We start from the raw sequence: 25,720 nt of genomic DNA on the forward strand, positions 1-25,720 counted from the left end.
CCCGGTCATGCGCCGCTGCCACCGACGCCGTTCGGCGTGGGGCGGCCGCGTCCGGTCGCGGCCGGTGAGGCGCATGCGTAACCGTTGATCGGCATGCGTTCCGGCGGCGCCGTCCGTGCCGTGCCGACGTATCTGCGGGCGACTCTGCCTGGGTGCGGTGTCGCGGGGCTCGGGGGCGCGGACCGCGTTCGCTGTGCCGTTGAACGGCAAGCGTTGACTGGTGGTCAGGTCGGACGGGCCGGCGGGTCAAGGGGGGCAAGCGGCGGTGCGCTGACCCGCATGGTGCGCTTGTCGCACCGCATCATCGCTGGCCGAACGTGCGCCGGCCGTCCGGGCGCCCCGTTCTTGGCCTTCGTCCCAGCACGGTGAAGGGACCGCCCTGAACCGCGACATCGCACCCTCGAACTGATTCCGCGGCCGCGTTCGAGGTTGAAGCTCGTATTGACAGTGTTCGACGGGCAACTATATGGTCGACAAACGACAATAGTCAACGGTTTTAAGCCACCCTAAGGCGTTTTGTCGCCACCGTTGTTCGCCCACCGTTGTTCGAGAGGAGCGCCGAGTGCAGATGATCAAGTCGCATGAGATTTCGGCAGCGAACACCGACTCGGCTTCCGATCGGCTTCAGGCCACGGCGCTGGCCCTTCCCGAGCTGCGTGACAACCCGTACTACGTGCACCACCGGACCGTGGGCTCCAGCATCTACATCTCGGGCCAGCTGCCCTACAAGGACGGTTGGCTGCTGGGGCAGGGCGTTGTCGGCCGGGACGTGGAGCTGGAGACCGCGAAGGAGCTCGCGCGCCATGCCGCGCTGAACTGCCTTGCGGCCGCTGTGCAGGCGGTGGGCGATCTGGACCGGGTCCGGATCGTGCAGATGCTGGTCTTCGTGGCCAGCACACCGGACTTCGGTGAGCAGTCCCAGGTCGCCAACGCGGCCAGTGAACTGCTCATCGAAGTCCTGGGTGAGAACGGACGGCACGCCCGCACCGCGATCGGAGCCGCCGGGCTGCCCCTCAACAGTCCGGTCGAGATCCAGATGATCTGCACCGCTGCGTAGGGCGGCCCCGACGGCGGTGTACCCGAGTGCGCGCTCTATGGCAGGCCCCGCGCGCTCGGCATCCAGGGGAGTCTGTATCCTCGCCCGTCGATCATTTCTCCTCGATCGTGCCAGGCAGAACCACAAGGAGGGCAGCGTGAATCAGCTGCAACGAGCACTCGACGCTCTGGTCGAGCGGATCGACACCCCCGCGCCGATCGTGCTGGTCGACGTCATGCAGGGCAACATCGACCGCATGCAGGGCTTCGCCGACCAGCACAACATCAAGGTCAGGCCCCACGTGAAGACACACAAGTGCGTGGAGATCGGTCGGCGCCAGATCGAGGCCGGTGCGGTCGGGATCACCGCGGGCAACGTCGGTGAGGCCGAGGTCTTCGCCGCGGCCGGGTTCGACGACATCTTCCTCGCCTACCCGATCTGGGCCGCGGGAACGAAGCGAGCCCGGATCCGTCGGCTCGCCGAGTCCGCCCGGCTGCGGGTCGGCGTCGACAACGTCGCGGCGATCGAGGCCCTCGCCGACGCGATGGGAGACGAACCCGACCGGCTGCAGGTCGTGGTCGAGATCGACTGCGGCGCCCGTCGTTCCGGGGCGCCGCCCGAGCTCGCGGGCGACCTCGCGCTCGCCGCCCGCAAGCGCGGTCTGGTGCCGGTGGGCGTCTTCACCTATCCCGGTCACGGCTGCGCCGACCGGGACGCTCGCCGGCGTGCCGCGCAGGACCAGGAGGCCGCGCTCACCACCGCGGTACGCAGCCTCGAAGGCGTCGGTGTCACCGCAGAGGTGGTCAGCGCGGGCTCCACGCCCACTGTCGAGTTCTCCACCAGCAGCAGCGTGATCACCGAGATCCGTCCCGGCGAGTACGTCTTCGGAGATCTGAACAACGCCCGGCTGGGCGCCTGCACGGAGGACCAGATCGCGCTGTTCGTCGCCGGGACCGTGGTCAGTGACTGGGTCCCCGGCCAGGTCATCGTCGATGTGGGCAACAAGGCCCTCAGTAAAGAAGGCAGCCCCGAGATCGGCTACGGCGGCATCGCCGGCACGAAGGCGCTCCTGTCCAAGGTCAACGAGTACCACGGGTTCCTTGCACTGTCGGACGGCGACTTCCGCCCCAGCGTCGGCACCGTCGTCCCCGTGGTGCCGAACCACGTATGCCCGGTCGTCCTCGGTTTCGAGGAACTGGTCGTCACCGACAGCACGGGCACGTCGCTGCAGCGGTGGCCGGTCGACGCCCGCGGTTTCCTCAACTGACCGGCACGGGACCAGACCCCCGTCCTCCCCAAGCCCCACCCCCGACCGACCTCCCCTCAAGAGGAGTGCCCGACATGAGACTCAAGAACGTCACGGCCCTGGTGACAGGCGCCAGCAGTGGCATAGGGCAGGCGGTGAGTTCGCACTTCCGCCGCGAGGGCGGGCGGCTTCTGCTCACCGGCCGCAGGGAGCGGCTCCACAGCGCTGAGCCCGACGATCTGTACGTACCCGGAGACCTCAACGACGAGACGTTCGTCGAGCACCTGGCCGAGCAGGCCGCAGAGTCCTTCGGCACCGTTGACGTCGTAGTCCTCAACCACGGCCTGCAGGCCGACGGTCCGCTCACCGAGATGGCCTGCGACGACGCGAGGAACGTGCTCGAGAGCAACCTGCTCAGCGCGTTCCTGGTGATGAAGCACTTCGCCCCGCTGATGCCCGAGACCGGCGGCTCGTTCGTCTGCGTCAGCTCACGGCTGGGCATGGTCGGCATGTCCGGGCAGGTCCTGTATTCCGCTGCCAAGGGGGGCCTCATCATGCTCGCCAAGGGCGCCGCGATCGAATGGGCCCCGCGCAACATCCGGGTCAACGTCGTCGCTCCGGGCCTGACAGCAACCCCGATCATCGAAGCGGCGTTCCAGCGCAGGCCCGACCCCGAGGCCTACCGCCGCCAGCGCGAGAGCACGATCCCGCTCCAACGCCTCGCCACCCCCGAAGAGGTTGCTGACGCGGTGCTCTTCTTCGCCTCGCGGGAGTCGTCGTACGTGACCGGATCGGTCCTGACCGTGGACGGCGGGTACACCGCCGGCTGAACCCCCTGCCGGGTAGCACCATCGTGCCCGCCAGCCATGATGCCTCGTCGGCCTCCGCACATCAGGAACGGGCCGTACCCGTGAGCGTGTGTCAGAAGCGGCTGGGCGGCACCTCATCGACCGTGGCCGCGGCCACCGATTTCCCGAGTGCCAAAAGGAAAAACACGTCGTTCCCTGAAGACGTCGCCCGTGGGGAGTCGATCCATACGGGCGTCTGGGAAGCGACACCCGGCAAGATGCGCCCGATCAAGGGCGAGCGCTTCGAGTTCTGCCACATCCTCGCCCGTATTGGCGAACTCATACCCGAAGGCGGCGAGCCGGTGATCTAGGGGGTGTTTCGAAAGTCCCGCACAGCACCCACGGCGCCCGGCACGCACTCTCGCCGCACCGGCCGAAACCCCAAGTACGTCCAGTACGAGGGCTTTCGTCCGGCACGCCGAGAGCACGCACCGGACACCGCGGGCACCGCACAGGACTTTCGAAACACCCCCTAGGGCGTGTTTCGGAAGTCCCTTCTGCTCTGCGACGCCCGGCACGCACTCTCGCCGCAGAGCCACCCTTCGGGCGACGAAGGGACTTCCGAAACACCCCCTAGAAGGCCGACGGCAGCTTCGTCATGAAGCCGGGCTAAGTCGGCGTCTGGAAGACCATCGAAACCGTGCGCAAGATCTACGTGACCGTGACGTGATGCGATACCCGGCACCGATTGACTTCCTGGGCCCACGCGAAGCCACCTGCCGAGCAACGTCGCCGCGGCCGATGGACCGCTCGGCCCGTCGCGCAGCCGCAGGCCAGGATCTGCTTCATCTCTCACCGGAGCTGATGCTCCGGCTCTGCTGATGACCACCCCCTCCGCCGGTCACCTGCTGTTCCGGCCCCCCTTCTTCCCATCGCCGCTCACCCGGTCACCCAGCCGACGTCGCCCCGGCGACAAGGCCGTCGGGAACTTCGATCCACGGCGAACACGCGCCCCGAGCGGCGATCGATGGGTAGGCGGAGGGCCCCAGGCAGGCGCCGTCGGTTGATCCGGTGTGGTGTTGAGGAACTCCTGGGTGTCGACGCAGACGTTCAGGCGAGGTCATGACGGCCTTCCCGGAGTTGCGCGATGACGTCGTCCAGGGGTACGGCCATGGCCCGCCCGACGTTGATCCAGTCGTCTTTGGCGTGGCCGAGGAGGTAGTCGCGCCGTTCTGGTACGCGCTCCGCGCGCCAGTTCGTGATCAGCGCGCGCAGCGTGAGTCGTGCGAGCGCGGCAATCGGCAGCAGCGGAAGTTCCCAGTCCGCGATGGCGCGTGCCCGCTCGTAGCCGGCGACGAAGGCGCAGGCATCCAGCCAGGGGTGATCCGGTGCGCGGCCGAGCAGGTTCGCCAGGGAGACAGCGGGGTCGAAGATCACGGCACTGCGCATGGTGTCACCGAAGTCGATGACGCCGGTGACAAAGTCGTCGCTCTGCGGATCCACCACGACGTTGTAAGGGCTGTAGTCGCCGTGGATCACTTGCGTTTCGAGATCATCCAGCCTCGGGACGATGGCTCCGTCGAAAAGTCGGAAGACCTCCTGAGCCAACTGACGGTGCTCGGTATTCGGCGTGTGTTCCACGAGTCCGGTCAGCTGGTGGAAATGCCGAATGTCCCATACCAGCCCTCGTCGGTCCGCAGGGTGCTCAAATGCTTTGAGCGCCACGTCGACTCGTCCCAGCATCTCGCCCACCTTGGCGAGCTGTTCCGCGGTGGGATTCGTTCGCGCCAGGACCGGACCTTCGACGAAGTCGAACACCCGCAGGACTCGAGTCCTGCCGTCGTCCGTCTTGATGGGCACGCGGTCGTCTCCGCCCACGGTCAGCTTCACCCGCTGGACCGGCACTTCCGGAGCGGCACCTTGGAGAAAACGCATCACGGCGGTCTGTAGAGCGACAGCCATCTCTGCCTCGTCAGGAGGTGAAACCTTCACGAGGCAGTCGTCCGAGTCGGTCCTGAGCCTGAACGTGTCATCCTTCTCCGTCGCCAGTCGCTCGAGACGTCCGCCGATGTGGTATCGGCTCTCGAGGAGGGCGCTCACCAGCATGACGTCGATGGGCTCGTGAGACGATGCCAGGCCGCTCTCCTCGAAGAGCCGTTGAGCGATTCTCATCGCCAGTGAGTTGTTCATGATCATTTCCTTGGCCAGCCTGCTACAGACGGTCCTTCGCGACCTCGGAGAAGGTCTCCAGGAATCGGGTCACATCGGTGGAGGTGAAGGCCAGCGGGGGGCGGATCTTCAGAACGTTCGCCGCCCTGCCCGTGCCGCTGATGAGGATCCGACGGTCGCGCATGTCGTTGATGACATCTTCGGTGCGTGAGCGGTCGGGCTCGAGCGTCTTCCGGTCCTTGACGAGTTCCACACCGACGTAGAGACCGCTGCCGCGCACCTCAGCTACGTAAGGGGAATTCTTCGTGATCTCCTGGAGCCCGGCACGCAGAGCAGTACCGTTCTGGAGGGCGCGCTGCTGCACGTTCTCGTTCTCGAAGACGTCCAGGACCGCGGCGCCGGCGGCCACAGGGATCGAGCTGCCGGCAAAGGTGTTGAAGTAGCGAACGTTCTGTCCGAACGCCTCGCAGACCTCGGGGCGGAAAACCACACCGGAGATCGGCAATCCGTTGCCCATCGGCTTACCCATGGTGACGATGTCCGGCAGCACAGCGTGGCGGGTGAAGCCCCACATCGAATCCCCGAGCCGGGCGAATCCCGACTGCACCTCGTCCGCGATGTAGACACCGCCGGACGCGTGCACCTCCTCCACCACGGCCTTCATATAACCGACCGGGTCCGTGAAGATCCCATCGCTGGAGTAGGCACAGTCGGTGATCAGCGCCGCGAGCCGGTAACCGTGGCGCTCCAGGTCGTCGATCGCGCCGCGCACCTGGTTGCGCATGTGCTCGGCGAGCGTGGACCCGGGCGCGACGAGGCGCGGGTCGGGAGGATCGATGAGCCGGACGTTCGGTCCCAGCGGTGATCCTGTGCCCAGGGTCGGCGAGAAGCTCGCCACCTCACGAGTGAGGCCGTGGTAGGCCCAGCGAGTCACGATGATTCCCTCACCGCCCGTGTGGAACCTCGCCACCCGCACCGCGAGGTCGTTCGCCTCCGACCCGCTGCACGCGAGGCTCAGCTTCGACAGCTCCTCGGGGAAGGTTGCGAGAAGTCGCTCCGCGTAGTCGACCAGCGACTCCTGGACGTAGCGGGTGTTGGTGTTGACTGCCGTCATCTGGCGGGAGACGGCCTCGGCCACGTGCGGGTGGGCGTGCCCGACGCACGGAACGTTGTTGTACGCGTCGAGGTAGTCGTTGCCGTCGCGGTCGATCAGGTGGGCTCCGTGACCGGAGACGAACTCGACCGGCTCCTTGTAGATGAGCGTATAGCCAGGACCGAGCACCTTGTTCCGGCGTCGGATCGTCTCCTGGAGGTGTTCGGAGAGTTCGCTCAGTCCGCCCGGGTCGAACCGGTTGGGGTAGTGGGCGAGGGCTCGACTCACCGTCGAAGTCATCGTGGGCACACCTTTCGGCCTGGTTCCGTCGGAGTTGCTCGCTGCTGTGGCTGAGACTCTATCCATTTTTAGTTCCAGTTCCAACCTGAAACAAAAACGGTCCCCAAGCCGGATCCGGCTCGCTCGACGTATCGGGCTCGCTATGGTCATGAGGTGACCAGCAACCCCACATCGCGCGACTACAACAAGGCCTCGGTCCTTGATGTGGTCCTGACCCGGGCGCCCTTGACGCGGAACGAGCTCATCGAGCTCACGGGCTTGAGCAAGGCCACGGTGTCCCGAGCCGTAGAGGAGCTTCGGGCGGATGGCTTCGTCATCGACGGCGGAGTCGACGAGGTTGTCGGCCGTGGCCGACGGTCCACCTACCTGGACGTGCCCGCCACGACCGGGCACGTCGTCGGTATCGGCTTCGGAGCGCAGACCACCTGTGTCCTCGTGACCGATCTGAGGGGCCGCGAGGTCGACCACGTGATGGTTCCCACCGCGGACCACGACGAGGTCAGGGCCGGCGCAGAATGGCTGGTCGGCTTGATTGCGAAGGCCAGTGAGTCCGCACAGGGGCCACTGCGCCAGGTCGTCGCCGCAGTGCCAGGCCGGGTCCGGAACGGCAAGGAGATTTTCGGCCCGGCGGAGTCGATGAAAATCTTCGCCGGCTCTGATCTTCAGCGAGCCGTCGCAGACCTGGTCAATGCTCCCGTGCTCCTCGACAGTGACGCCAATGCGTCCTTGCTCGGGATCCTCACCGACGACGCCACTGTCAGGAACGCCGCGCTCTTCAGCCTCAGCACCAACCTGAACCTCGCCAGCTGCACAGATCGCGAGCTCGCCCGCGGGCGGACACCTGCCTTCGGGGACATCGGTGTGCTCTCCTCCGGGGTTGACGATGAGATCCTGGGTGAGGTGCTGAGCACAAGAGGTCTTCTGCGCTTTGCTCGTGGGCGTGGACTCGACCTGGAACGCATCGAAGACCTCTGGCTGGAACCGCACGAAGAGATGCCGCGCGCCGAGGTGCTGGAAGCGTTCACCATGGCAGTCGCCACCGCTGTCGGCGTCGTCGCCGTGATGCTGGACCCTGAATCGGTCTACTTCGTGGGTCGATTGCGCCCGCTCGTCGAAGAAGTGCTTCCCGAGGTGCGCAGGCGACTGGACCAGATCCTTCCGGCGGTGCCAGAGGTCAGGGCGGTGACGCAGGTGATCGGCCTGTCGACGGCGCAAGGAGCGGTGTACACGTGCCTGGCCTTGGCTCAGGACCGGCTACGGAACGCTGTGCTCGGGGCGCGTCGACAGGGTCAACCCGCAGAGCGATCCGCGCCCGCCTTCTGACTCGGCCGCCAAGTGAATCCACGCTTCATGTCGAAGCGAGATTCCCTGCTGCGCTGGGGCCTCTTCGTGCCGACGACTCTGCCTGTGCGAGGTCGAAGTGCGCGGCCATCCACTGGGCCTCTTGACTCCCCCCTGAGCCGCTGCCATTCTCTGTGCCAGATAATAGCACAACATGCCACATTGTGGCACAACCCATCCGGGAGCTGGGGTGGATCCCCGAACCCGGGCGAACGCGAGCCTTGGGGCCCAAGGGGGCGCCCCCTCCAAGTCGCCACAAAAGCATCCGCATGCTCGGGGGTCCAGCTTGCGGCCCGCTGATACGAAAGGAAGATCCTGTGTCAGCTGCGAGGAAGCGCGTCGCGGTGGTCGGCGTGGGAACGATGGGCAGCCATGCCGCCTGGCGGCTGGCCACCCGGGGTGCCGAGGTCGTCGGCTATGACCGGTTCGCGCCCGGCCACGACCGCAGCGCCGCAGGCGGCGAGACCCGCGTCTTCCGCAGTGTGCAGACCCACGACGGCCGCTATGTGCCGCTGGTCCGGCACGCCGACGCCCTGTGGAAGCAGCTGCAGGCGGAGACCGGGCGGGAACTGCGCCGTCTGACGGGAGCCCTGGTCATGGGGCCGGCCGACGACCCCGAGATGCGTACCGTCATGGATGGCATCGCCGAGCACGGCCTCGACCACGAGGTGATCGACACCGAGGCGATGACGAAGCGTTTCCCGCAGTTCCGTGTCGACGGCGGCGACCTGGTGGTCCTCGACTCCCACGCGGGGTTCGTCCGCCCCGAGCTGACGGTTCAGACCGCGGCCCGGCGTGCCGAGGAGCTGGGCGCCCGGATCCGCCGCTACACCCCGGTACGGGAAGTCACTCCCGTCGTCGGGGGAGGCGTGGAGATCCGCACCGACACCGACACCGAGCGCTTCGACGCCGCGGTCGTCACGCCGGGCCCCTGGGTGGGCGACCTGCTGCCCGGCCTGCCGTGGGAAGTGAGCGTCTACCGCACGATCAGCGCCTGGTTCCTGCCCCACGAGGACCACCCGGCAGACGCCGAGCGTCCCGCCTTCATCCGCTGCGGCCACACCCCCTTCTACGGCATCCCGTCCCCGGACGGCCTGGCCGTCAAGCTGGGCCTGCCACAGCCGCACCACAAGCCCGTGGACGACCCCAACCGGCTGAACCGGACCGTCGCACCGGAGGAACTGGAGACCTTCACCATGGCGGTGCGACGCCACCTGCCCGGCCTGAACCCCGACCCGGTGCGCCTGTCCGTCTTCATGGAGGGCTACACCGACAGCACGCGCCCGCTGGTCGGTCCCCTGCCGGGCTGCGACGACATCGTCCTGCTGGCCGGCTTCTCCGGCCAGGGCTTCAAGATCTCGCCCGCCATGGGCGACATCGCCGCGGACCTCGCCCTGGAGGGCCGTACCTCCCAGCCGATCGACTTCATCACCACACACGGCCGCACCGCGGCCTGAGCACGAACGAGGAAACACATGCCCCTGACCATGGGCGCGCTGAGGGCCGAGCCCGGCCAGAAGACCCGCGGGAGCCTGCTCGCCGACCTCGGTACCACGACGGTGGAGGTGCCCCTGGTCCTCGTCAACGGTTCCCGCCCGGGCCCCAGGGTCGTGATCACCGGTGGTGTCCACGGCGGTGAGTTCATCGGAGTCGATGCCGTCACCCGCCTGGCCGGGCTGCTGCAACCGGACGAGGTCGCCGGCCAGTTGGTGATCTGCCCCGTGTCCAATCCGCCGGCCGTTTACGGGGGCAGGCTCAACATCTCCCCGCTGGACGGCGTCAACATCAACCGCGTCTTCCCCGGCGACAAGGACGGCGGTCCCACCGACCGGATGGCGGCCTGGCTGTTCGCGTACCTGATCGACGGCGCCGACGCCTATGTGGACCTGCACAGCGGCGGCATCGACCAACACCTGCTCGACTTCGTCGGCTACCGCCTGACCGGCGACGACGAACTCGACGCGAAGAACAAGGGAATGGCCCACGCGGTCGGATACGAGCGGGTCATCTTCGGCACCAGCCCGGACGGCGGCAACAGTCACGCCGCGGCGAACCGGCAGGGTATCCCCGCGATCCTCGTCGAGACCGGCCAGCTCGGCGACCGGGACCCGGCCGCCGTGAGCAGGCTCCTCGACGGCCTGCGCCGGCTCCTGCGCCACCTCGGCGTCATCGAGGCGCCACACCACCTCGCACCGGTGACCGTGCAGCCGCGTGACTGGATCTGGACGGGCGAGGTCGAATCTCCGGCCGCAGGCCTCTGGTACCCCGACGCGGTGACCGGTGACGAGGTGACCGAGGGCCAGACCATCGGCCGCATCGTCGACCCGGTCGACGGCACCGAGCACAAGATCACCGCCACGGCCACCGGGAAGATCATCTACGGCATGAACGGGCTGACCGTGCGCCCCGGCACGGAGCTCGCCGCCATCGCCACCCCGCACCACTGACGGGCCTCATGCGCGCCCGGCACGACGCACGGACATCGACTGGCGGCTTACGAACGAAGCGGTCGTCACCAATGCCGGTTGGAGTGGACTCGCGGCTCAACTCGGCGTCGCCACAGCGTCTGTCGAGGTGAGCCGCCGTCAAGCCGGCCACCGCGACAGGCAAGGCGCTGTCCTGCGGGGACGCTGTCGCCGTCGAAGAGCAGCCATGGAGATTGAAATGAGCCTTGGGCAGGAACTCGGCCTGACCCTCATCTATGTGACACCTGATCAGGAAGAAGCCCTGGTTCATGTGTGACCGCATCGCGGTCATGCGCAAAGGCCTGATCGAGCAGTTCGACACCCCGGGTGAGCCGGCCCACGCGGTTGTCGCGGTCGTGGCGCCTCATGGTCTGCCGCCACCCCCGCTTGCCGTGGAGGTCTGCCACCTCGACCGATCGCGAAGGAGATGGTCCGCTGTGGACGCCGTCGACGAGAAGATCATCGCCGAGCTGACCCGCAACGCCCGCATGCCGCACTCGGAGCTGGCCGGCAAGGTGCTGCTGTCCCGCAATGCGGTGCGCCAGCGCATCGAACGGTTGGAGCGGCAGGGCCACATCGCCGGGTACACCATCGTCCGCGCGGGCGAGGGCACCGGCGATGTCGTCTCGGCGCTGGTCCTCGTCTACCGCCAGGACCGCATGCGTGGCGGCGACGTCCTGGCCGCGCTCAAACGCATTCCGGAGGTCGTTCTCTGCGAGATCCTCAGCGGCGACTTCGACATCATGGTGCGCCTGGAGGCCGCCTCGCTTGAACGTGTACGGAGCATCTGGGAGGACATCGCCAAGATGCCCGGCGTACGGGACACGGTCACGGCGCTCACGCTGTCCAGCGTCGTCAACCGCCCGCGAGGAGGGCGGAGTTCCACGGCGCCGGGGTGAGCAGCGCCGATGCCTCGTCCCTGTCCTGTGGTGGGTTACCTCGTACCCGGCAATCTCATTGGTTAAGAATTCACCTATCGAGGTAGATCAAGTAAGGGTTGCCTTATATGCTGATCGAGCCCGGCCCATCTGAGCGCGCACGGGCTCGTACCACTCTCTCCCGCATGACAGGACTCCCATGCGTACGACCTCCCGCGGTCTCGTCTTGACGCTTGCCCTCACTCCGCTGCTGGCCGGCTGCTTCGTGTCCGGCGCAGCAGGATCCGGTTCGGACACGGGAGACGGGTCGGCCGGTCGGCTGAGGGTCGCGCTCGCCCGGCCGCCGGTGCAGGCGCTGTCCACATACAGCGACGACGCCACCTTGCTGGGCAAGCTCTCCGTGGTCGAAGGCCTCACCGCCCTGGACAAGAACGGCGCCGCAGCTCCCGCGCTGGCGAAGTCCTGGAAGCAGAACAGCCCCACCACCTGGACCTTCGAGCTGCGCAAGGCCACCTTCCAGGACGGCACGCCGGTCACCGCCGACGCGGTCGTGAGCGCCCTCGACCACGCGGACGCCGCAACGCCCAAGCCACGTGTCCTCAGCGACGTGACCCTCACCGCGAAGGTCGAGGACGCCAACACCGTCACCGTCACCACCAAGGCCGCGGACCCGGTGCTCCCGCTGCGACTGGCCAGCCCGGTGCTGGCCATCCTCTCCGAAAAGGCCTACGCCAAGGACGGCACCGCCAGCGCGATCGGCACCGGAACGGGCCCCTTCAAGGTCACGAAGCTCATCGGCAAGTCCAAGGCCACGCTCGACCGTTACGACGGCTACTGGGGCGGCAAGGCCAAGGCGTCCGGCATCGACGTGACGTGGATAGCCGACGGCACCGCCCGCGCCAACGCCCTGCGCGGCGGCGATGTCGACATCGCCGAGTGGATCCCCACCGCCCAGGCGAAGCTGCTGGACGCGAACACCCGGCATGAGGTGCCGTCCGTACGGACCGACAGCCTCATCCTCAACACCGGCAACGGCATCTTCACCGACCCCGCGCTGCGCGCGGCCGCCCGCGAGGCCGTCGACGGCTCCGCGTTCGTCGACTCGATCTTCGGCGGCTACGCCGACCCCGCTCAGGGCCTGTTCGGACCCGCTGTTTCCTGGGCGGCCGACAAGCGTGTCGAGGTCACCGGCCGCGCCAAGGCCGCGACACCGGCACAGGTCAGGTCCAAGACGAAGGGCAAGGTCCTGCGTCTGGCCGCCTTCACCAACCGGGCGGAACTGCCCGAGACCGCCACCGTGCTGCAGCAGCAGCTGGAGAAGGCCGGGTTCACCGTCAAGCAGGACGTCCGCGAGTACACACAGATGGAAGCCGACCTCCTCGCCGGCAAGTACGACGCCCTGGTCATGTCCCGGGTGGTACTCCTCGACACCGGCGACGCGGTCGCCTACCTGGCGAGCGACTACACGAGCGACGGCGTGTACAACATCGCCCGTCTGAAGGACTCCAAGGTGGACCAAGCCATCAAGTCCGCCGCCGAGGAAGGCGACACGACGAAGCGCCGGCAGAAGATCATGGCCGCCGAGGCGCAGATCCTGCGCACCGACGCCGTCGTCCCGCTGGTCCACGAGAGGGTCGTCCAGGGCATCGCCGCCGACGTCGAGGGCGTGCTCCTCGACCCGCGCGAGCGCTCCCTGATCGACGTCGACACCCACCTGAAGTAGCGGCCGATGAGCGTCATGTCGGCCGGTACCGAGGCCCGCCCGTCCCGGTGGCGCGCGGGCCTCGGCCGCCTCACCGCCGGGGCCGCGCTGCTGACGGCCGTGGCCCTGCTGCCCTGGCTGTCCGGCAACGACCCCGCACTGACCGTCCTGCGGGCCCGCTCCGCCGACCAGGATCCCACGCCCGCCCAGCTGGTCTCCGTTCGGGAGCAACTGGGTCTGGACGAGGGACCGTTCACGCACCTCGTGCACTGGCTGGGCGGGCTGCCGCGGGGCGACGCGGGCACATCCTGGGTGTCAGGTGAGGCGGTTCTGCCCCAGGTGACGAGCGCCTTCGCGGTCTCCGTCACGCTGATGTTCGGAGCGCTTGTCGTCACCATCGCCGTCTCCGCACTGGTCAGCGCCCGCACCCTGTATCTCGGCTCCCGGCGACGGCTGCACCGGGGGAGCGGCGCCATCGGGGTCGCCGTACTCGCCGCGCTGCCCAAGTTCCTGCTCGCCTCGCTCCTCGCCACCGTGTGCGGGGTGTGGCTGGGCTGGTTCCCGTCCAGTGGGTGGGAGGGACCATCGTCGATGGTGCTGCCCGCGCTCGCCCTCGGCGTCCCGTCCGGGGCGATGATCGGCGGCCTGCTCGACCAGTCGCTGCCCGCCGCCTTCAACGAACCGTGGGCCCGGACCTGGCACGCCTACGGCTTCCCACCCAACCACGTCGCCCGGCACGCGCTGCGGCGCACGCTGGCCGGTGTGCTCCCGCAACTCCTGCCGACCGTCGTGGCCCTGGTCGGCGGCGCGGTCGCCGTGGAGAAGATCTTCAACATTCCCGGACTCGGCCGCCTCGCCCTGGACGCCGCCATTGCCCAGGACCTCCCACCCCTGCAGACCGCGACCCTGGCCCTCATCCTGCTCGGCGTCGTCGCCGGCCTCCTCATCCATGCCCTGCGACGCGCGCTGCTCGGCCCGGCTCTGCGGGACGGGGCTCTGCCCGCCCTGCACGCACCGCGCCTCCCGCGAGGGCGCTCCACCCGCTGGGTCGCGGGAGTCTGTGCCGTCGCGCTCCTCATCCTGGTCGTCGCCGGACTGCTCCGCGACCCCCTGCACGTGGACACGGCGGCCCGACTGCTCCCGCCCTCGGCCGCGCACCCGCTGGGTACGGACTCCCTCGGCCGCGATCTGCTGGCACGGCTGGGCCACGGGGCGCTGCGCACGGTGGGTGTGGCCCTCGTGGTGACCGCGCTGTGCGCGCTCACCGGGCTGCTGCTCGGCATGGCGGCACAGGTCGGCGCGGGGCTCACGGAAGTGGTGTCGACGATGCCGGCGGTCCTCGCCGGGATGCTGACCACGGCGGTGACAGGCCCGTCGGCCCCGGGTGCCGCCCTCGCGGTATGCCTGGTCGGCTGGACCCCGTACGCCGCCCAGACCGCGGCCCTGCTGGAACAGGAACGGGCCAGCGGCCACATGCTCGCGTCCATCTCCTTCGGCGCCGGCCCGCGGTACCTGCTCCGCCACCACCTGCTGCCCGCCGTACTGCCCGGCGTCCTGCGCAACGCGCTCCTGCGCCTGCCCACAACGGTCCTCGTACTGGCCTCCCTCGGCTTCCTCGGTCTGGGTGAGCAGCCGCCCACCGCAGAGTGGGGTCGCCTCCTGTCGGAGAACCAGCAGTACGCGGAACTGGCGCCCTGGACCGTACTCGGCCCGGCCTGCGCACTCGTCCTGTTCTCCGTCCTCGCCCTCTCCGGCACGGACGCCGCGGCTATGCGCCGCCCGACGTCAGTCCGGGTTCGGACGTCCCGTCGGTCCCGTAGGAGAGGTGTGCAGGGGGAGGAGGACAAGGTCAGTGCCGGGCGAACCGAACCCCGGTCGGTTGTATGACGCCGCCGTATCGCGGCAGCTCGACGGCGGACCCGTTCCCCAGCGCCTCGGGGCCTGCGCGGGGGCGTGAGTTCGGCGGCTTAAGTGCACGCAGTCAGGCCTTGCGTCACGGGGCGCGGTGCTGACCCGTGTCCGCGCCCTCGGAGTGACGCATCCGGGACAGCCGATGCTCGCTCTGCCGATCGACTTCCGGCTCCAGCGGTCCAGGGGTTCGTCCGGGTGCGGAAGGCGGTCATTGAACCACTTCGCTGATGTGGTTGACGCAGACGACCTTGGGCTGGGTCATCTCCTCGAAGGCGAAGCGCACGCCTTCGCGGCCCATGCTGCCGTACTTGAACCCGCCGAACGGCATGGCGTCGAGGCGGTAGTCGGAGGAGTCGTTGATCATGACTCCGCCGGCTTCCAGCAGCCGGGCCGCGGTCAGGGCGCGGTCCAGGCGGGAGGTGAAGATGCCGGCGTGGAGGCTGTAGTCGATGGCGTTGGCCTGCTCGACGGCGTCCTCGAAGGACGTGAACGGCTGCAGCACGACCACCGGGGCGAACACCTCCTCCTGCCAGATCGAGCAGGTCGCCGGAACGTCTTCCAGGACGGTCGGCGTGTACAGGGCGCCGGTGGCGTCGTTGCCGCACAGCAGCACGGCGCCCTCGGCCACCGCCGTGTCGACCTTGGCGCGGGTGGCGGCCGCGGCCTGCTGGGTGATCATGGGTCCGACGTCGGTGCGCTCGTCGAGGGGGTCGCCGACGCGCAGTAGCTTGGTGCGGGTGACGAAGGCGTCGCGGAAGCGCTCGTAGACCTCGGCCGCGATCAGGATGCGCTGGGTGCCGATGCAGTTCTGGCCCGCGGCCCAGAACGCGCCGGAGACGCAGGAGGCGACGGCCTCGTCGAGGTCGGCGTCGTCCATGACGATGACGGGGGCGTTGCCGCCGAGGTCCATGGCGAGTTTCTTCAGGCCGGCGGTGCGGGAGATGGCCTCGCCGGTGGCGAATCCTCCGGTGAAGGACACCATGCGCACGTCGGGGGCGGCGACGATCGCGGCGGCGATGTCGGTGTCGCCGTTGACGACGGTGACGATCTCCTCGGGCAGGCCGGCCTCGATGAGGGTGTCGACCAGCCGCAGTGCGGACAGCGGTGTGAGCGCGGAGGGTTTGAGGATGACGGCGTTGCCTCCGGCGATGGCCGGGCCGAGTTTGTGGGCGACCAGGTTGAGCGGGTCGTTGAAGGGTGTGACGGCGGCGATGATGCCCAGCGGTTCGCGGGTGAACCAGCCCTGCCGTTTCTCCGAGCCCTCGTGGGAGTCGAAGGGGATGACCTCGCCGGCGTTGCGCCGTGCCTCTGCTCCGGACAGGGACAGGGTGTTGACGGCGCGGGCGACTTCCTTGCGGGCCTGGGTGATGGTCTTGCCGGCCTCGCTGACGATCAGCTGGGCGAAGGACTCGGCGCGCCGCTCGATCAGCCGGGCGGCGCGTTCCAGGAAGGAGGCCCGGGAGGCGCGGGACAGGGCGGCCGCGGTGCGGCGCCCGCACCTGGCCTGCTGCAGGATGCTGTCGATGGCGCCTGCGTCGGCGGTGGGGACCGAGGCGATGACCTCGCCGGTGTAGGGGTTGCGCACGGGCGTGGTGTCAGTGCCCAGTTCGAGGCTGGGGGGCACGGCGGTGTCAGACACGGTGAGTCTCCTTCAGAGCGGGGCGGATGGGGGCGGTGTCGTCGTCCGCGTGGCGCTGGTGGATGGCGATGATGTCCGACAGCAGGGCGTAGGCGGTCTCGATGCGGCCGGCGCCCGGCCCGCAGACCGTGACGGTGCCGAGGAGGTCGGTGTGGAAGGCGACCGCGTTGACCGGACCGGAAATCCCGGCGAGCGGGTGATCGGCGGGCAGAGCGAGCGGGGCGACGCGGGCATCGACCCTGCCGTCCTCGTGGCGGGTTGCGGAGCCGACCAGCTTCCAGCGCAGCCCCTTCGCGGCGGCGTCCCGTACCTCGTGGGGGGTGATCGCGGAGATTCCCTCGCGGAAGACGTCCTCGCGGCGCAGGTCGGCGCCGAGGACCTCGTTGGCCAGGATCATGACCTTGAGCTGGACGTCGTGGCCCTCGATGTCCGCGGTGGGATCGGCTTCGGCGTACCCGAGCTCCTGGGCTTCGGCGATGGCCGTCGAAAGGTCGATGCCCTCTTCGAGGCGGCCCAGGACGTAGTTCGAGGTGCCGTTCATGATGCCCTGGACGCCGGTGATCTCCAGGCCGCCGAGCATGCGCTCGGCGGTGCGCAGGACGGGGGTGCCGCTGAGTACCGAGCCCTCGAACTCGAAGTTGACACCACGCTCGGCGGCCAGCCGCTTCAGCGCCCGGCCGGCGAGCGCGACCGGTCCCTTGTTGGTGGTGCACACGTGCTTGCCCGATTCCAGGGCCCAGCGCACATGGGAGAGGGCGGGCTCGCCGTCGCCGGGGTTGGTGAACGTCGCCTCCACGACGATGTCGGCCGGCACCTCGCGGATCACCCACTCGTTGCGCGGATCAGCGCTGCCGCCGGCAAGGCCCGCGAAGCTCAGCTCACCGGGCTCGGCGGCCAGCAGCGGCGTCAGATCGATGCCGTCGGTGTCCACCAGGGAACCAGCCCGCAGATCGGTGATCGCCACCACCCGCAGGGCGAAACCCAGCTCTTCGGCCAGGCGCTCCCCTCTCTGGGATATCAGCTCGGCAAGCGCGCGGTTGACGCCGCCGAAGCCGATGAGGGCGAGATCGTATCGGCCCATGAGATCGCTCCTTCACAGTCCGCCGCCTTCACGGTGCGGCTGCTCAGAGCCTCGCTTCTGTGCCTGTCACCTGCTCCATGCCACAACGACCACACGGCATGCCGATCTGCTGTGTCGTAGGGCGATTCGCCTTAGGCCCTGTCGTCGAATTCCCGCCTGCCCCGCGACGCCATGCACGCGCTCTCGACGCACCGGGCACTGACCCGAGTACGTCCAGTACGCGGGTCAGTGCCCGGCACGCCGAGAGCACGCTCCCCCAGTCTCGGCTGCGCTCGACCGGGAGGTACCCCCACGACGCCGCGGGGCCGCCCTTCGGGCGACAACGGGAATGTGACGACAGGGCCCAGCAGCAGCTACGGGTGAGCGGGGGCGCACGCGGCGTTCCGGCAGGCCGACCGATCAGGATCGTGGCTCGTTCACCCCAGCCCGTACGAGTCCACCGGCCGGCACACCCCTCAGCGGACCCGTAGGACGTCGAGGGCCGTGAGTGCCACGTGCAGTTCGGTGCGCTGTTCGCCGGACTCGAGGTCACAGTCGAGGATTCGCTCGACGGCGCGCAGACGTTGGTAGACGGTCTCGCGGGACAGACCACCGGAGCGGGCGGCCACCGTCTTGTTGCCTGCCGCGTCCAGGTAGTGGCGCAGGGTGGTCAGCAGGTCCGTGCCGTGGCGGGCATCGTGGTCGGCGAGCCGGCCGAGTCGGCGTTCGGCGTAGTCCTGGATGCGGGTGTCTTCGCGGAGGGCGAAGAGGAGGCGGCGCAGGCCGATGTCGGATCGTTCGTGGTAAGAGCGTTCCGGAGGGAGAGGCTGACCGGGCTCGGTGGCTTCGGCGACGCGGGTCGCCTCACGGAAGGAGCGGGCGACGGCGGGGAGGTCTGTCGCCTCGCTGCCCGTGCTCACCGTTGTCCCGGGAACCAGGTCGAGTGTGGTGCGGCTCAGGTGTTCGACGACAGGTCGCCACGGTTGCTCGGGACGCAGGGACAGGAGGATGCCGACGCGGGTCGGTCCGAGGAGGCCGACGAGGGCCTGTGTTCCCTTCTTCTTCAGCTCCTCGGAGAGGAGTTCCTCCGCCTTGACCGTGTCGTCCTCGCCTGGGACGTCGGCGAGTACCGCGATGAAGCGGGAGTCCGCCGTGGGCAGGCCCAGCGCGGCGATCCGGGTCCCGGCGTCGTCGGGAGAGCGGTGGCGTTGTTCGACGAGGTCGCGCAGCACGCTGCGGTGAGCGGCGCGTTCCCACGGCGTGGGATGGGTGAGACGGGCGATGGTGAGAGCCATCGCGGTTCTCCCCAGGACGGTGACGGCTTCCGGGCCGAACGGGCCGGAGGGCGAGTGAGGGGCCGGGCTGGGCGGAGGCGGGAGCATGGCCACCCTGCCCCAGCGTTCGCCCTGGTACTCCACAGGCGCCACGAGCCAGCCCTCGGGGCCGGAGACGGTGGTGTGGTCGGCGGGCGGTGTTGCCCTGGAGCGCTGTTCCCAGGAGGCGAGTGCAGTCTCTGCCGTGTCACCGGAAGGCTCGCAGACGAGGGCCTGATGGACCAGGTTCTCCAGTACAACGGTGCGGCCGCTCATCTCGGCGGCGGCGCGTACGACGTCCTCGGGCCCGGCACCGCGCAGGGTGAGGGCGGTGAACGCCTCGTGGACGCGCTGGGTCCGCCGCATCACCTCGGCCTGGTTGCCGAGGATGAACGCGTGGACGACCTGGGTGACCTCCAGGAAGTTGACGTCCTTGGCCAGGGTGACGAGGGGCAGGCCGCGGGCCTGGCAGGCGTGGACCAGGGCGTCGGGCGGGCGGTGGTAGCGGCGGACCAGTTCGATGACCAGGGCCGCCGCGCCGATGTCGGCGAGTTCGTCGACGTAACGACGTACGCCGGCCGGCTCCTCGGGCAGAGGCATGCCGGTGGTAAGGACGAGTTCGCCGCCCTTCAGGAAGGAGGCGGGGTCGGTCAGCTCGGTGATGTGGACCCAGCGGACGGGCCTGTCGAGCCGGGACAAGCCGGTGACCACCTGTGGCTGTCCGGCGGCCAGGACGGGAAGGGCCAGCACGTCGGCCACGGTGAGCGGGCGGCCGACGGTGTTCATCTCGCGGCCCGGCACGCAGGCCTCGGGGCCGTCGGCGCCCGGCCCTGGAGCCGTGGGGTGGTTCTCGTTCACGGTGCCTCCATGGGGGTCCCGGCTCCGGTGCAGCCACGGAGTTTGGGGACGTGCCCGGTCACTCTGACAAGCGTCGCTGACCTGCGCAAGAGCCCGGAGACGGCAGCTACGAGGCGCAGGGGCGGGGGGTGAGGGCCCGGCCCGCCTGACACAACGTCCGGATACCGCGTCCCGGCCGGACAGATCGCGCGTTGGCGCGGCCCCGGTCCGCCGAGATGCTCGTCAGACCGCAGCAGAACCCCAGTAGAACCGACGCAGAACCGCAGCAGACCGAACACCGAGGCCGGGAGACGAACATGACCGCACTGTCGCCGCACCTTCGCCAGGCCACGCCCGTGGTGGCGGCCCGGGGCGAGGGCGTCCACCTCTTCGACCAGGACGGCCGCCGCTACCTCGACTTCACCGCCGGCATCGGCGTCACCAGCACCGGGCACTGCCACCCCAAGGTCGTCGCGGCAGCCCAGGAGCAGGTGGGCACGCTGATCCACGGCCAGTACACGACGGTCATGCACGAGCCGCTGCGCCGCCTCGTCGACAAGCTCGGCGAGGTGCTGCCGGCCGGCCTGGACAGCCTGTTCTTCACCAACTCCGGCAGCGAGGCCGTCGAAGCCGCGCTGCGGCTGGCCCGCCAGGCCACCGGCCGCCCCAACGTCATCGTCTGCCACGGCGGCTTCCACGGCCGTACCGTCGCCGCCGCCTCCATGACGACCTCCGGTACTCGTTTCCGCTCCGGATTCTCCCCGCTGATGAGCGGCGTCGTCGTCACCCCCTTCCCGTCCGCGTACCGGTACGGCTGGGACGAGGAGACGGCCACCCGCTTCGCCCTGAAGGAGCTCGACTACACGCTCCAGACGATCTCCTCGCCCGCCGACACGGCCGCGATCATCGTCGAGCCGGTCCTTGGCGAGGGCGGCTACGTCCCCGCCAACCACGCCTTCATGGAGGGCCTGCGGGAGCGCGCGGACCGCCACGGCTTCCTCCTCATCCACGACGAGGTGCAGACCGGCGTCGGCCGCACCGGCCGCTTCTGGGGCCACGACCACTTCGGCGTCACCCCGGACATCCTCGTCACCGCCAAGGGCCTGGCCAGCGGCTTCCCGCTGTCGGGCATCGCCGCCTCCGAGGAGCTGATGACCAAGGCGTGGCCCGGCTCGCAGGGTGGGACGTACGGCGCCAACGCCGTCGCCTGCGCCGCGGCCTGCGCCACCCTCGACGTCGTACGCGACGAGAAGCTCGTCGAGAACGCGGAGGCCATGGGCAAGCGGCTGCGGCAGGGCCTTGAGGCGGTCGCCGACCGGACGCCGGGCATCGGAGACGTGCGCGGCCTCGGTTTGATGCTCGCCACCGAGTTCGTCAACGAGGACGGCAGCCCCGACCCCGAAACCGCCGCCCGAGTCCAGCGCGCCGCCGTCGACCAGGGCCTGCTCCTGCTGCTGTGCGGCGCCTGGAACCAGGTCGTCCGCATGATCCCGGCACTCGTCATCGACGAGACCGCGGTGGACGAGGGCCTCCAGGCGTGGGCGACCGCGGTCGAGGCCGGCACATCGGGAGCGGCCGAGCGATGACGGACACCGCCACGGCCCTGGAGCCGCTGGTCGCGCGGCTCGCCGAGACCGCTCCCGGCCTGCGGGTGGAGACCGGCCCCGGCTCCACCGGTCCCTACGCCTACGACGCCTCCAACTACCGGGTGCCGCCGAGGGCCGTGGTGTTTCCCCGCAGCGCCGACGACGTCGTCGCGGTGCTGCGGGCCTGCCGTGAGACCGGCATCCCCGTCACCGCACGCGGCGGCGGCACCAGCATGGCGGGCAACGCCGTCGGACCCGGCGTCGTACTGGACTTCTCCCGGTACCTGAACCGGATCCTGGACATCGACCCCGAGGCGCGTACCGCGCGCGTCGAGGCCGGAGTGATCCTGGACGTGCTGCGGTCCGCGACCGCCCTGCACGGGCTCACCTTCGGCCCCGACCCCTCCTCGCACAGTCGCTGCACGATCGGCGGCATGATCGGCAACGACGCGTGCGGCAACCGGTCCGTGCGGCACGGGCGCACCAGCGGGCACGTAGAGGCGCTGGAGATCGTGACGGCTGGCGGCGTGCGGGCCGTCGCCGACCGGACCGGACTGCGGGCCGCCGACCCGGAGGACAGGGAGGCCGTCCAGCGTGTCGCAGGTCTGGAAGCGGATCTGCGCCGCCTGATCGACGCCGACCTTGCGTTGCTCCGCACCGAACTGGGCCGTATCCCGCGCCAGGTCTCCGGCTACCAGCTGCATCACCTGCTGCCCGAGCACGGCTTCGACATGGCCCGTGCGCTGGTGGGCACCGAAGGCTCCTGTGCGGTCATCACCGCCGCGACGGTCCGCCTGGTGGCGACCGCACAGGCTTCCACCCTCCTCACCCTCGGCTACGACGACGTGGTCGACGCCGCCGAGGACGTGCCCGAGATCCTGCGCTGGAACCCCACCGCCGTGGAGGGCATGGACGAGGCGATCGTCGCCACCATGCGGGCCCGGCGGGGCCCGGACTCCGTCACCGGTCTCCCCGAGGGCCGTGCCTGGCTGTACGTCGAACTCGACGGCGACGACCAGGCGGCCGTCGACGCCCGCGCCGGCGAACTGCTGGACGTGCTCAAGGCACAGGGCCGGATGACCGGCGGGCGGGTCGTGCACAGCCCGGCCGAACGGCGCTCGCTGTGGCGGGTCCGCGAGGACGGAGCGGGGCTCGCCGCCCGACTCGTCGACGGCGGGGAGTCATGGCCCGGCTGGGAGGACGCGGCCGTCGCCCCCGAGGACCTGGCCGCCTACCTGCGCGGCTTCCGCAAGCTGCTGGCCGCGCACAGCCTGACCGGCGTGCTGTACGGGCACTTCGGCGCGGGCTGCGTCCACGTACGCATCGACTTCGACCTCGCCACGGACGCGGGACGGGCCGCCACCCGGCGGTTCCTCTCCGAAGCCGCCGCCCTGGTCGTCGAGCACGGCGGAACCCTGTCGGGCGAACACGGCGACGGACGGGCCCGGGGCGAACTGCTGGAGGTCATGTACAGCCACCGGATGATCCGGACCTTCGCCGCCTTCAAGGAGATCTTCGACCCCGAAGGCCTGCTCAACCCGGGCGTCGTCGTGGCCCCGGCCCCCCTCGACGCCGATCTGGCGCTGCACACCCCCTCCGACGTGCTGCCCGTCGAGACCCTCTTCTCCTTCCCGCACGACGAGGACGGTTTCGCGGGCGCGGTACGCCGCTGTGTCGGCGTCGGCCGCTGCCGCAGCGACGCGGGCGGCGTGATGTGCCCGAGCTACCGGGCCACCGGGGAGGAGAACGCCTCCACCCGCGGCCGGGCCCGCCTGCTCCAGGAGATGGTGCGGGGCGGCACCGTCCAGGACGGCTGGCGCTCCACGGATGTGCGTGACGCCCTCGACCTGTGCCTGTCCTGCAAGGCCTGCTCCAGCGACTGTCCGGTCGGCGTCGACATGGCCACGTACAAGGCGGAGTTCCTGCACCAGCACTACAAGGGCAGGCTCAGACCCCGCTCCCACTACTCCCTCGGCTGGCTGCCCCTGACGTCCAAGCTCGTCGGGTACGCGGCCCGCCCGCTGAACGCGCTGCTGCGCGGACCCGCCGGGAAGCTGCTCGCGCGCCTCGGCGGGGTGACCACCAAGCGCCGGATCCCGGCCTTCGCCTCCCGCCGCGCGGTGCGCCGGGCCCTGCGGGCGTCGAGGACCGGCGAACCGGCGAAGACGCTGCTGTTCGTGGACAGCTTCACCCGCGCCTTCCGCCCCGAGGTGGCCGGGGCCGCGAGCCGCGTACTCGCAGACGCGGGCATCCCCTGCACGGCCGAGGACGATCTGTGCTGCGGACTGACCTGGGTGAGCACCGGACAGCTGTCCCTCGCGCGCCGCATCATGGCCCGTACCGTCGCCCGCCTGGACAACGGCGACGAACGGCCCGTCGTCGTGGCCGAACCCAGCTGCGCCGCGGCACTCAAGCGTGACGTGCCCGAACTCCTCGGCACCGACGCCGCCCGGCGTGTCGCGGCCCGCGTCCACACCCTCACCGGAGCCCTCACCGACCTCGCCGAGCCCGGCTGGACGCCCCCGGAGCTGCCGGACAACGTCGTGCTGCAGACCCACTGCCACGAGTACGCCACCTTCAAGGGCCGCCACCCCCGCGACCTGCTCGGCCGCCTCGGCGTGGCGAAGGTCGACGAGGCCGAGGGCTGCTGCGGACTCGCCGGCAACTTCGGCTTCGAGGAGCAGCACTACGACACCTCGATGGCCGTTGCCGACCTCGCCCTCAAGCCACGCCTCGACGACATCGACCCGGGCGCACCGGCCGTCGTCGTGGCCGACGGCTTCAGCTGCGCCACCCAGATCGACCACCTCGCCGGAGACCGGGGCATCCGCGCCCTGCACCTCGCGGAACTGCTCGACCCCGCCGCCGACCGACCCGGACAACCAGGAGAGAACTCATGACCGACACGCCCACGCAGTTGTTCATCGGTGGTGCCTGGGTGGACGCCTCGGACGGCGCCACCATGCCCGTCGACGACCCCGCCACCGGCGAGATCCTCTGCCACGTCGCCGACGCCGGTGCCAAGGACGCGAAGCTCGCCGAGGAAGCGGCCGTGCGGGCGCAGGAGGACTGGGCGCGTACGGCGCCCCGGGTGCGCAGCGAGATCCTGCGCCGCGCCTACGAGATCATCATCGAGCGCACCGACGAGCTCGCCCACCTGATGACGTCCGAGATGGGCAAGCCGCTGGCCGAGGCCAGGGGAGAGGTGGCGTACGCGGCGGAGTTCTTCCGCTGGTTCTCCGAGGAGGCCGTGCGCATCGACGGTGGCCTCGCCACCCTGCCGGACGGCCGCAACCGCATGCTGCTCTCCCGCCGCCCGGTCGGCCCCTGCCTGCTGATCACCCCGTGGAACTTCCCGCTGGCCATGGGCACCCGCAAGATCGGCCCGGCGGTCGCCGCCGGCTGCACGATGGTGCTCAAGCCGGCCCCGCAGACCCCTCTCTCCAGCCTTGCCCTCGCCGCGATCCTCAAGGAGGCCGGGCTGCCGGACGGCGTGCTGAACGTCGTCACCACCTCCCGTGCGGGGGAGGTGTGCGAACCGCTCCTGCGCGGCGGGCGGATTCGCAAGCTCTCCTTCACCGGCTCCACGGCCGTCGGACAGCTGCTCCTCGCCCAGAGTGCGGATGCGGTGGTCCGGACGTCGATGGAACTGGGCGGCAACGCGCCGTTCGTGGTCTTCGAGGACGCCGACCTGGACAAGGCCGTGGACGGCGCGATGGTCGCCAAGATGCGCAACATGGGCGAGGCCTGCACGGCCGCCAACCGTTTCTTCGTGCACCGCTCGGTGGCGGAGGAGTTCGGGCGGCGGCTGGCCGAGCGCATGGGCGCGCTGGTCGTCGGTCCGGGCACCCGGGACGGCGTCGACGTCGGCCCGCTGATCGACAGGCGGGGACGCGCCAAGGTGGAGGAACTCGTCACCGACGCGGTGGAGCGCGGGGCGCAGGTGCTCGTGGGCGGCCGCACCCCCGAAGGCCCGGGCTGCTTCTACCCGCCGACCGTGCTGGCCGACGTCGATCCCGGCAGCCGCCTGATGGACACGGAGATCTTCGGCCCCGTCGCCGCGATCCTCACCTTCGACGACGAGGACGAGGTGATCCGCCGGGCCAACGACACCCCCTGGGGCCTGGTCGGCTACGTCTTCACCGAGGGCCTCGACCGCGCCCTGCGGGTGAGCGAGCGGCTGGAGGTGGGCATGGTCGGGCTGAACACGGGCCTGGTGTCCAACCCGGCCGCACCCTTCGGCGGGGTCAAGCAGTCCGGGCTGGGCCGCGAGGGCGGCCGGGTCGGGATCGACGAGTTCCTGGAGTACCAGTACCTCGCGGTGCCCGTGAGCTGACGGCGGTCATGCCCTGACCG

General features: G+C 69.8%; 18 protein-coding genes. 13 read left to right on the plus strand and 5 right to left on the minus strand.

Annotated elements, in window-relative coordinates:
* The first annotated feature begins 568 nt into the window (after positions 1-568).
* From E4N62_RS20940 to E4N62_RS20955, 4 genes are all read left to right on the plus strand, one after another.
* Complete coding sequence (locus tag E4N62_RS20940) at positions 569-1,057, plus strand: RidA family protein (RefSeq protein WP_230216583.1); 489 nt, start codon at positions 569-571, stop codon at positions 1,055-1,057.
* Positions 1,058-1,193: 136 nt separating this feature from the next.
* A complete protein-coding gene (locus tag E4N62_RS20945) occupies positions 1,194-2,303 on the plus strand; it encodes an alanine racemase (RefSeq protein WP_230216585.1) in 1,110 nt (369 codons plus the stop codon).
* 74 nt (positions 2,304-2,377) lie between these two features.
* A complete protein-coding gene (locus E4N62_RS20950) occupies positions 2,378-3,112 on the plus strand; it encodes an SDR family NAD(P)-dependent oxidoreductase (RefSeq protein WP_230216587.1) in 735 nt (244 codons plus the stop codon).
* 80 nt (positions 3,113-3,192) lie between these two features.
* Positions 3,193-3,441 carry a cupin domain-containing protein gene (locus tag E4N62_RS20955; RefSeq protein WP_230216590.1) on the plus strand — a complete coding sequence of 83 codons (249 nt, stop codon included), beginning with the start codon at positions 3,193-3,195 and terminating at the stop codon, positions 3,439-3,441.
* Between the two features lie 739 nt (positions 3,442-4,180).
* Here E4N62_RS20955 and E4N62_RS20960 read toward each other — a convergent pair.
* Together E4N62_RS20960 and E4N62_RS20965 are read right to left on the minus strand one after the other, a co-directional pair.
* Positions 4,181-5,260 carry a phosphotransferase gene (locus E4N62_RS20960; RefSeq protein ID WP_230216592.1) on the minus strand — a complete coding sequence of 360 codons (1,080 nt, stop codon included), beginning with the start codon at positions 5,258-5,260 and terminating at the stop codon, positions 4,181-4,183.
* A gap of 22 nt (positions 5,261-5,282) precedes the next feature.
* On the minus strand, positions 5,283-6,632 hold the full coding sequence (locus E4N62_RS20965; RefSeq protein WP_230216594.1) for an aspartate aminotransferase family protein: 1,350 nt from the start codon (positions 6,630-6,632) through the stop codon (positions 5,283-5,285).
* Positions 6,633-6,785: 153 nt separating this feature from the next.
* Here E4N62_RS20965 and E4N62_RS20970 point away from each other — a divergent pair, with 153 nt between their 5' ends.
* The 6 genes from E4N62_RS20970 (at position 6,786) to E4N62_RS20995 (ending at position 14,905) form a co-directional block, all read left to right on the plus strand.
* Positions 6,786-7,955, plus strand: a complete 1,170-nt coding sequence (locus E4N62_RS20970; RefSeq protein ID WP_230216596.1) for an ROK family transcriptional regulator — start codon at positions 6,786-6,788, stop codon at positions 7,953-7,955.
* Between the two features lie 335 nt (positions 7,956-8,290).
* Positions 8,291-9,430: an N-methyl-L-tryptophan oxidase gene (gene solA / locus E4N62_RS20975; RefSeq protein ID WP_230216598.1), complete on the plus strand. Its 1,140-nt coding sequence runs from the start codon at positions 8,291-8,293 to the stop codon at positions 9,428-9,430.
* A gap of 18 nt (positions 9,431-9,448) precedes the next feature.
* Complete coding sequence (locus E4N62_RS20980; RefSeq protein ID WP_230216600.1) at positions 9,449-10,420, plus strand: succinylglutamate desuccinylase/aspartoacylase family protein; 972 nt, start codon at positions 9,449-9,451, stop codon at positions 10,418-10,420.
* A gap of 287 nt (positions 10,421-10,707) precedes the next feature.
* Positions 10,708-11,337, plus strand: a complete 630-nt coding sequence (locus E4N62_RS20985) for an Lrp/AsnC family transcriptional regulator (protein WP_230216602.1) — start codon at positions 10,708-10,710, stop codon at positions 11,335-11,337.
* 178 nt (positions 11,338-11,515) lie between these two features.
* Positions 11,516-13,039, plus strand: a complete 1,524-nt coding sequence (locus tag E4N62_RS20990; protein ID WP_230216604.1) for an ABC transporter substrate-binding protein — start codon at positions 11,516-11,518, stop codon at positions 13,037-13,039.
* Positions 13,040-13,045: 6 nt separating this feature from the next.
* On the plus strand, positions 13,046-14,905 hold the full coding sequence (locus E4N62_RS20995; RefSeq protein WP_230216607.1) for an ABC transporter permease subunit: 1,860 nt from the start codon (positions 13,046-13,048) through the stop codon (positions 14,903-14,905).
* 232 nt (positions 14,906-15,137) lie between these two features.
* Here the strand turns inward: E4N62_RS20995 and E4N62_RS21000 are convergent, their stop codons facing one another.
* The 3 genes from E4N62_RS21000 to E4N62_RS21010 all read right to left on the minus strand — a co-directional run bounded on the left by E4N62_RS21000 (position 15,138) and on the right by E4N62_RS21010 (position 19,799).
* Positions 15,138-16,568, minus strand: a complete 1,431-nt coding sequence (locus E4N62_RS21000; RefSeq protein ID WP_230216609.1) for an aldehyde dehydrogenase family protein — start codon at positions 16,566-16,568, stop codon at positions 15,138-15,140.
* Positions 16,561-17,649, minus strand: coding sequence for a homoserine dehydrogenase (locus E4N62_RS21005; RefSeq protein WP_230216611.1), 1,089 nt, complete (start codon positions 17,647-17,649; stop codon positions 16,561-16,563). Before E4N62_RS21005 ends, E4N62_RS21000 begins: the two co-directional genes overlap by 8 nt.
* 455 nt (positions 17,650-18,104) lie before the next feature.
* Positions 18,105-19,799 carry a PucR family transcriptional regulator gene (locus tag E4N62_RS21010; RefSeq protein WP_374117027.1) on the minus strand — a complete coding sequence of 565 codons (1,695 nt, stop codon included), beginning with the start codon at positions 19,797-19,799 and terminating at the stop codon, positions 18,105-18,107.
* A 296-nt stretch (positions 19,800-20,095) separates the two neighbouring features.
* On the opposite strand from E4N62_RS21010, the gene E4N62_RS21015 reads away from it, so the two are divergent.
* From E4N62_RS21015 to E4N62_RS21025, 3 genes are read left to right on the plus strand one after another with little or no spacing between them, the layout of a single operon-like run.
* Complete coding sequence (locus tag E4N62_RS21015; protein ID WP_230216614.1) at positions 20,096-21,364, plus strand: aspartate aminotransferase family protein; 1,269 nt, start codon at positions 20,096-20,098, stop codon at positions 21,362-21,364.
* Complete coding sequence (locus tag E4N62_RS21020; protein ID WP_230216616.1) at positions 21,361-24,264, plus strand: FAD-binding and (Fe-S)-binding domain-containing protein; 2,904 nt, start codon at positions 21,361-21,363, stop codon at positions 24,262-24,264. The genes E4N62_RS21015 and E4N62_RS21020 overlap by 4 nt, the downstream gene beginning before the upstream one ends.
* Entirely contained in the window at positions 24,261-25,700 is a 1,440-nt protein-coding gene (locus E4N62_RS21025; protein WP_230216618.1) for an NAD-dependent succinate-semialdehyde dehydrogenase, read from the plus strand. Before E4N62_RS21020 ends, E4N62_RS21025 begins: the two co-directional genes overlap by 4 nt.
* The last annotated feature ends 20 nt before the right edge of the window (positions 25,701-25,720 follow it).

The sequence above is a fragment of the Streptomyces sp. MNU76 genome (genome assembly GCF_020982545.1).
GTDB lineage: Bacteria > Actinomycetota > Actinomycetes > Streptomycetales > Streptomycetaceae > Streptomyces.

Excerpts from the sequence above, each read along its gene's own strand:
- E4N62_RS20940 (WP_230216583.1), top strand. The coding sequence starts at position 569 with ATGATCAAGTCGCATGAGATTTCGGCAGCGAACACCGACTCGGCTTCC.
- E4N62_RS20950 (WP_230216587.1), top strand. The coding sequence starts at position 2,378 with ATGAGACTCAAGAACGTCACGGCCCTGGTGACAGGCGCCAGCAGTGGC.
- E4N62_RS20960 (WP_230216592.1), bottom strand. The coding sequence starts at position 5,260 with ATGAACAACTCACTGGCGATGAGAATCGCTCAACGGCTCTTCGAGGAG.
- E4N62_RS20965 (WP_230216594.1), bottom strand. The coding sequence starts at position 6,632 with ATGACTTCGACGGTGAGTCGAGCCCTCGCCCACTACCCCAACCGGTTC.
- E4N62_RS20980 (WP_230216600.1), top strand. The coding sequence starts at position 9,449 with ATGCCCCTGACCATGGGCGCGCTGAGGGCCGAGCCCGGCCAGAAGACC.
- E4N62_RS20985 (WP_230216602.1), top strand. The coding sequence starts at position 10,708 with ATGTGTGACCGCATCGCGGTCATGCGCAAAGGCCTGATCGAGCAGTTC.
- E4N62_RS20990 (WP_230216604.1), top strand. The coding sequence starts at position 11,516 with ATGCGTACGACCTCCCGCGGTCTCGTCTTGACGCTTGCCCTCACTCCG.
- E4N62_RS20995 (WP_230216607.1), top strand. The coding sequence starts at position 13,046 with ATGAGCGTCATGTCGGCCGGTACCGAGGCCCGCCCGTCCCGGTGGCGC.
- E4N62_RS21005 (WP_230216611.1), bottom strand. The coding sequence starts at position 17,649 with ATGGGCCGATACGATCTCGCCCTCATCGGCTTCGGCGGCGTCAACCGC.
- E4N62_RS21015 (WP_230216614.1), top strand. The coding sequence starts at position 20,096 with ATGACCGCACTGTCGCCGCACCTTCGCCAGGCCACGCCCGTGGTGGCG.
- E4N62_RS21020 (WP_230216616.1), top strand. The coding sequence starts at position 21,361 with ATGACGGACACCGCCACGGCCCTGGAGCCGCTGGTCGCGCGGCTCGCC.
- E4N62_RS21025 (WP_230216618.1), top strand. The coding sequence starts at position 24,261 with ATGACCGACACGCCCACGCAGTTGTTCATCGGTGGTGCCTGGGTGGAC.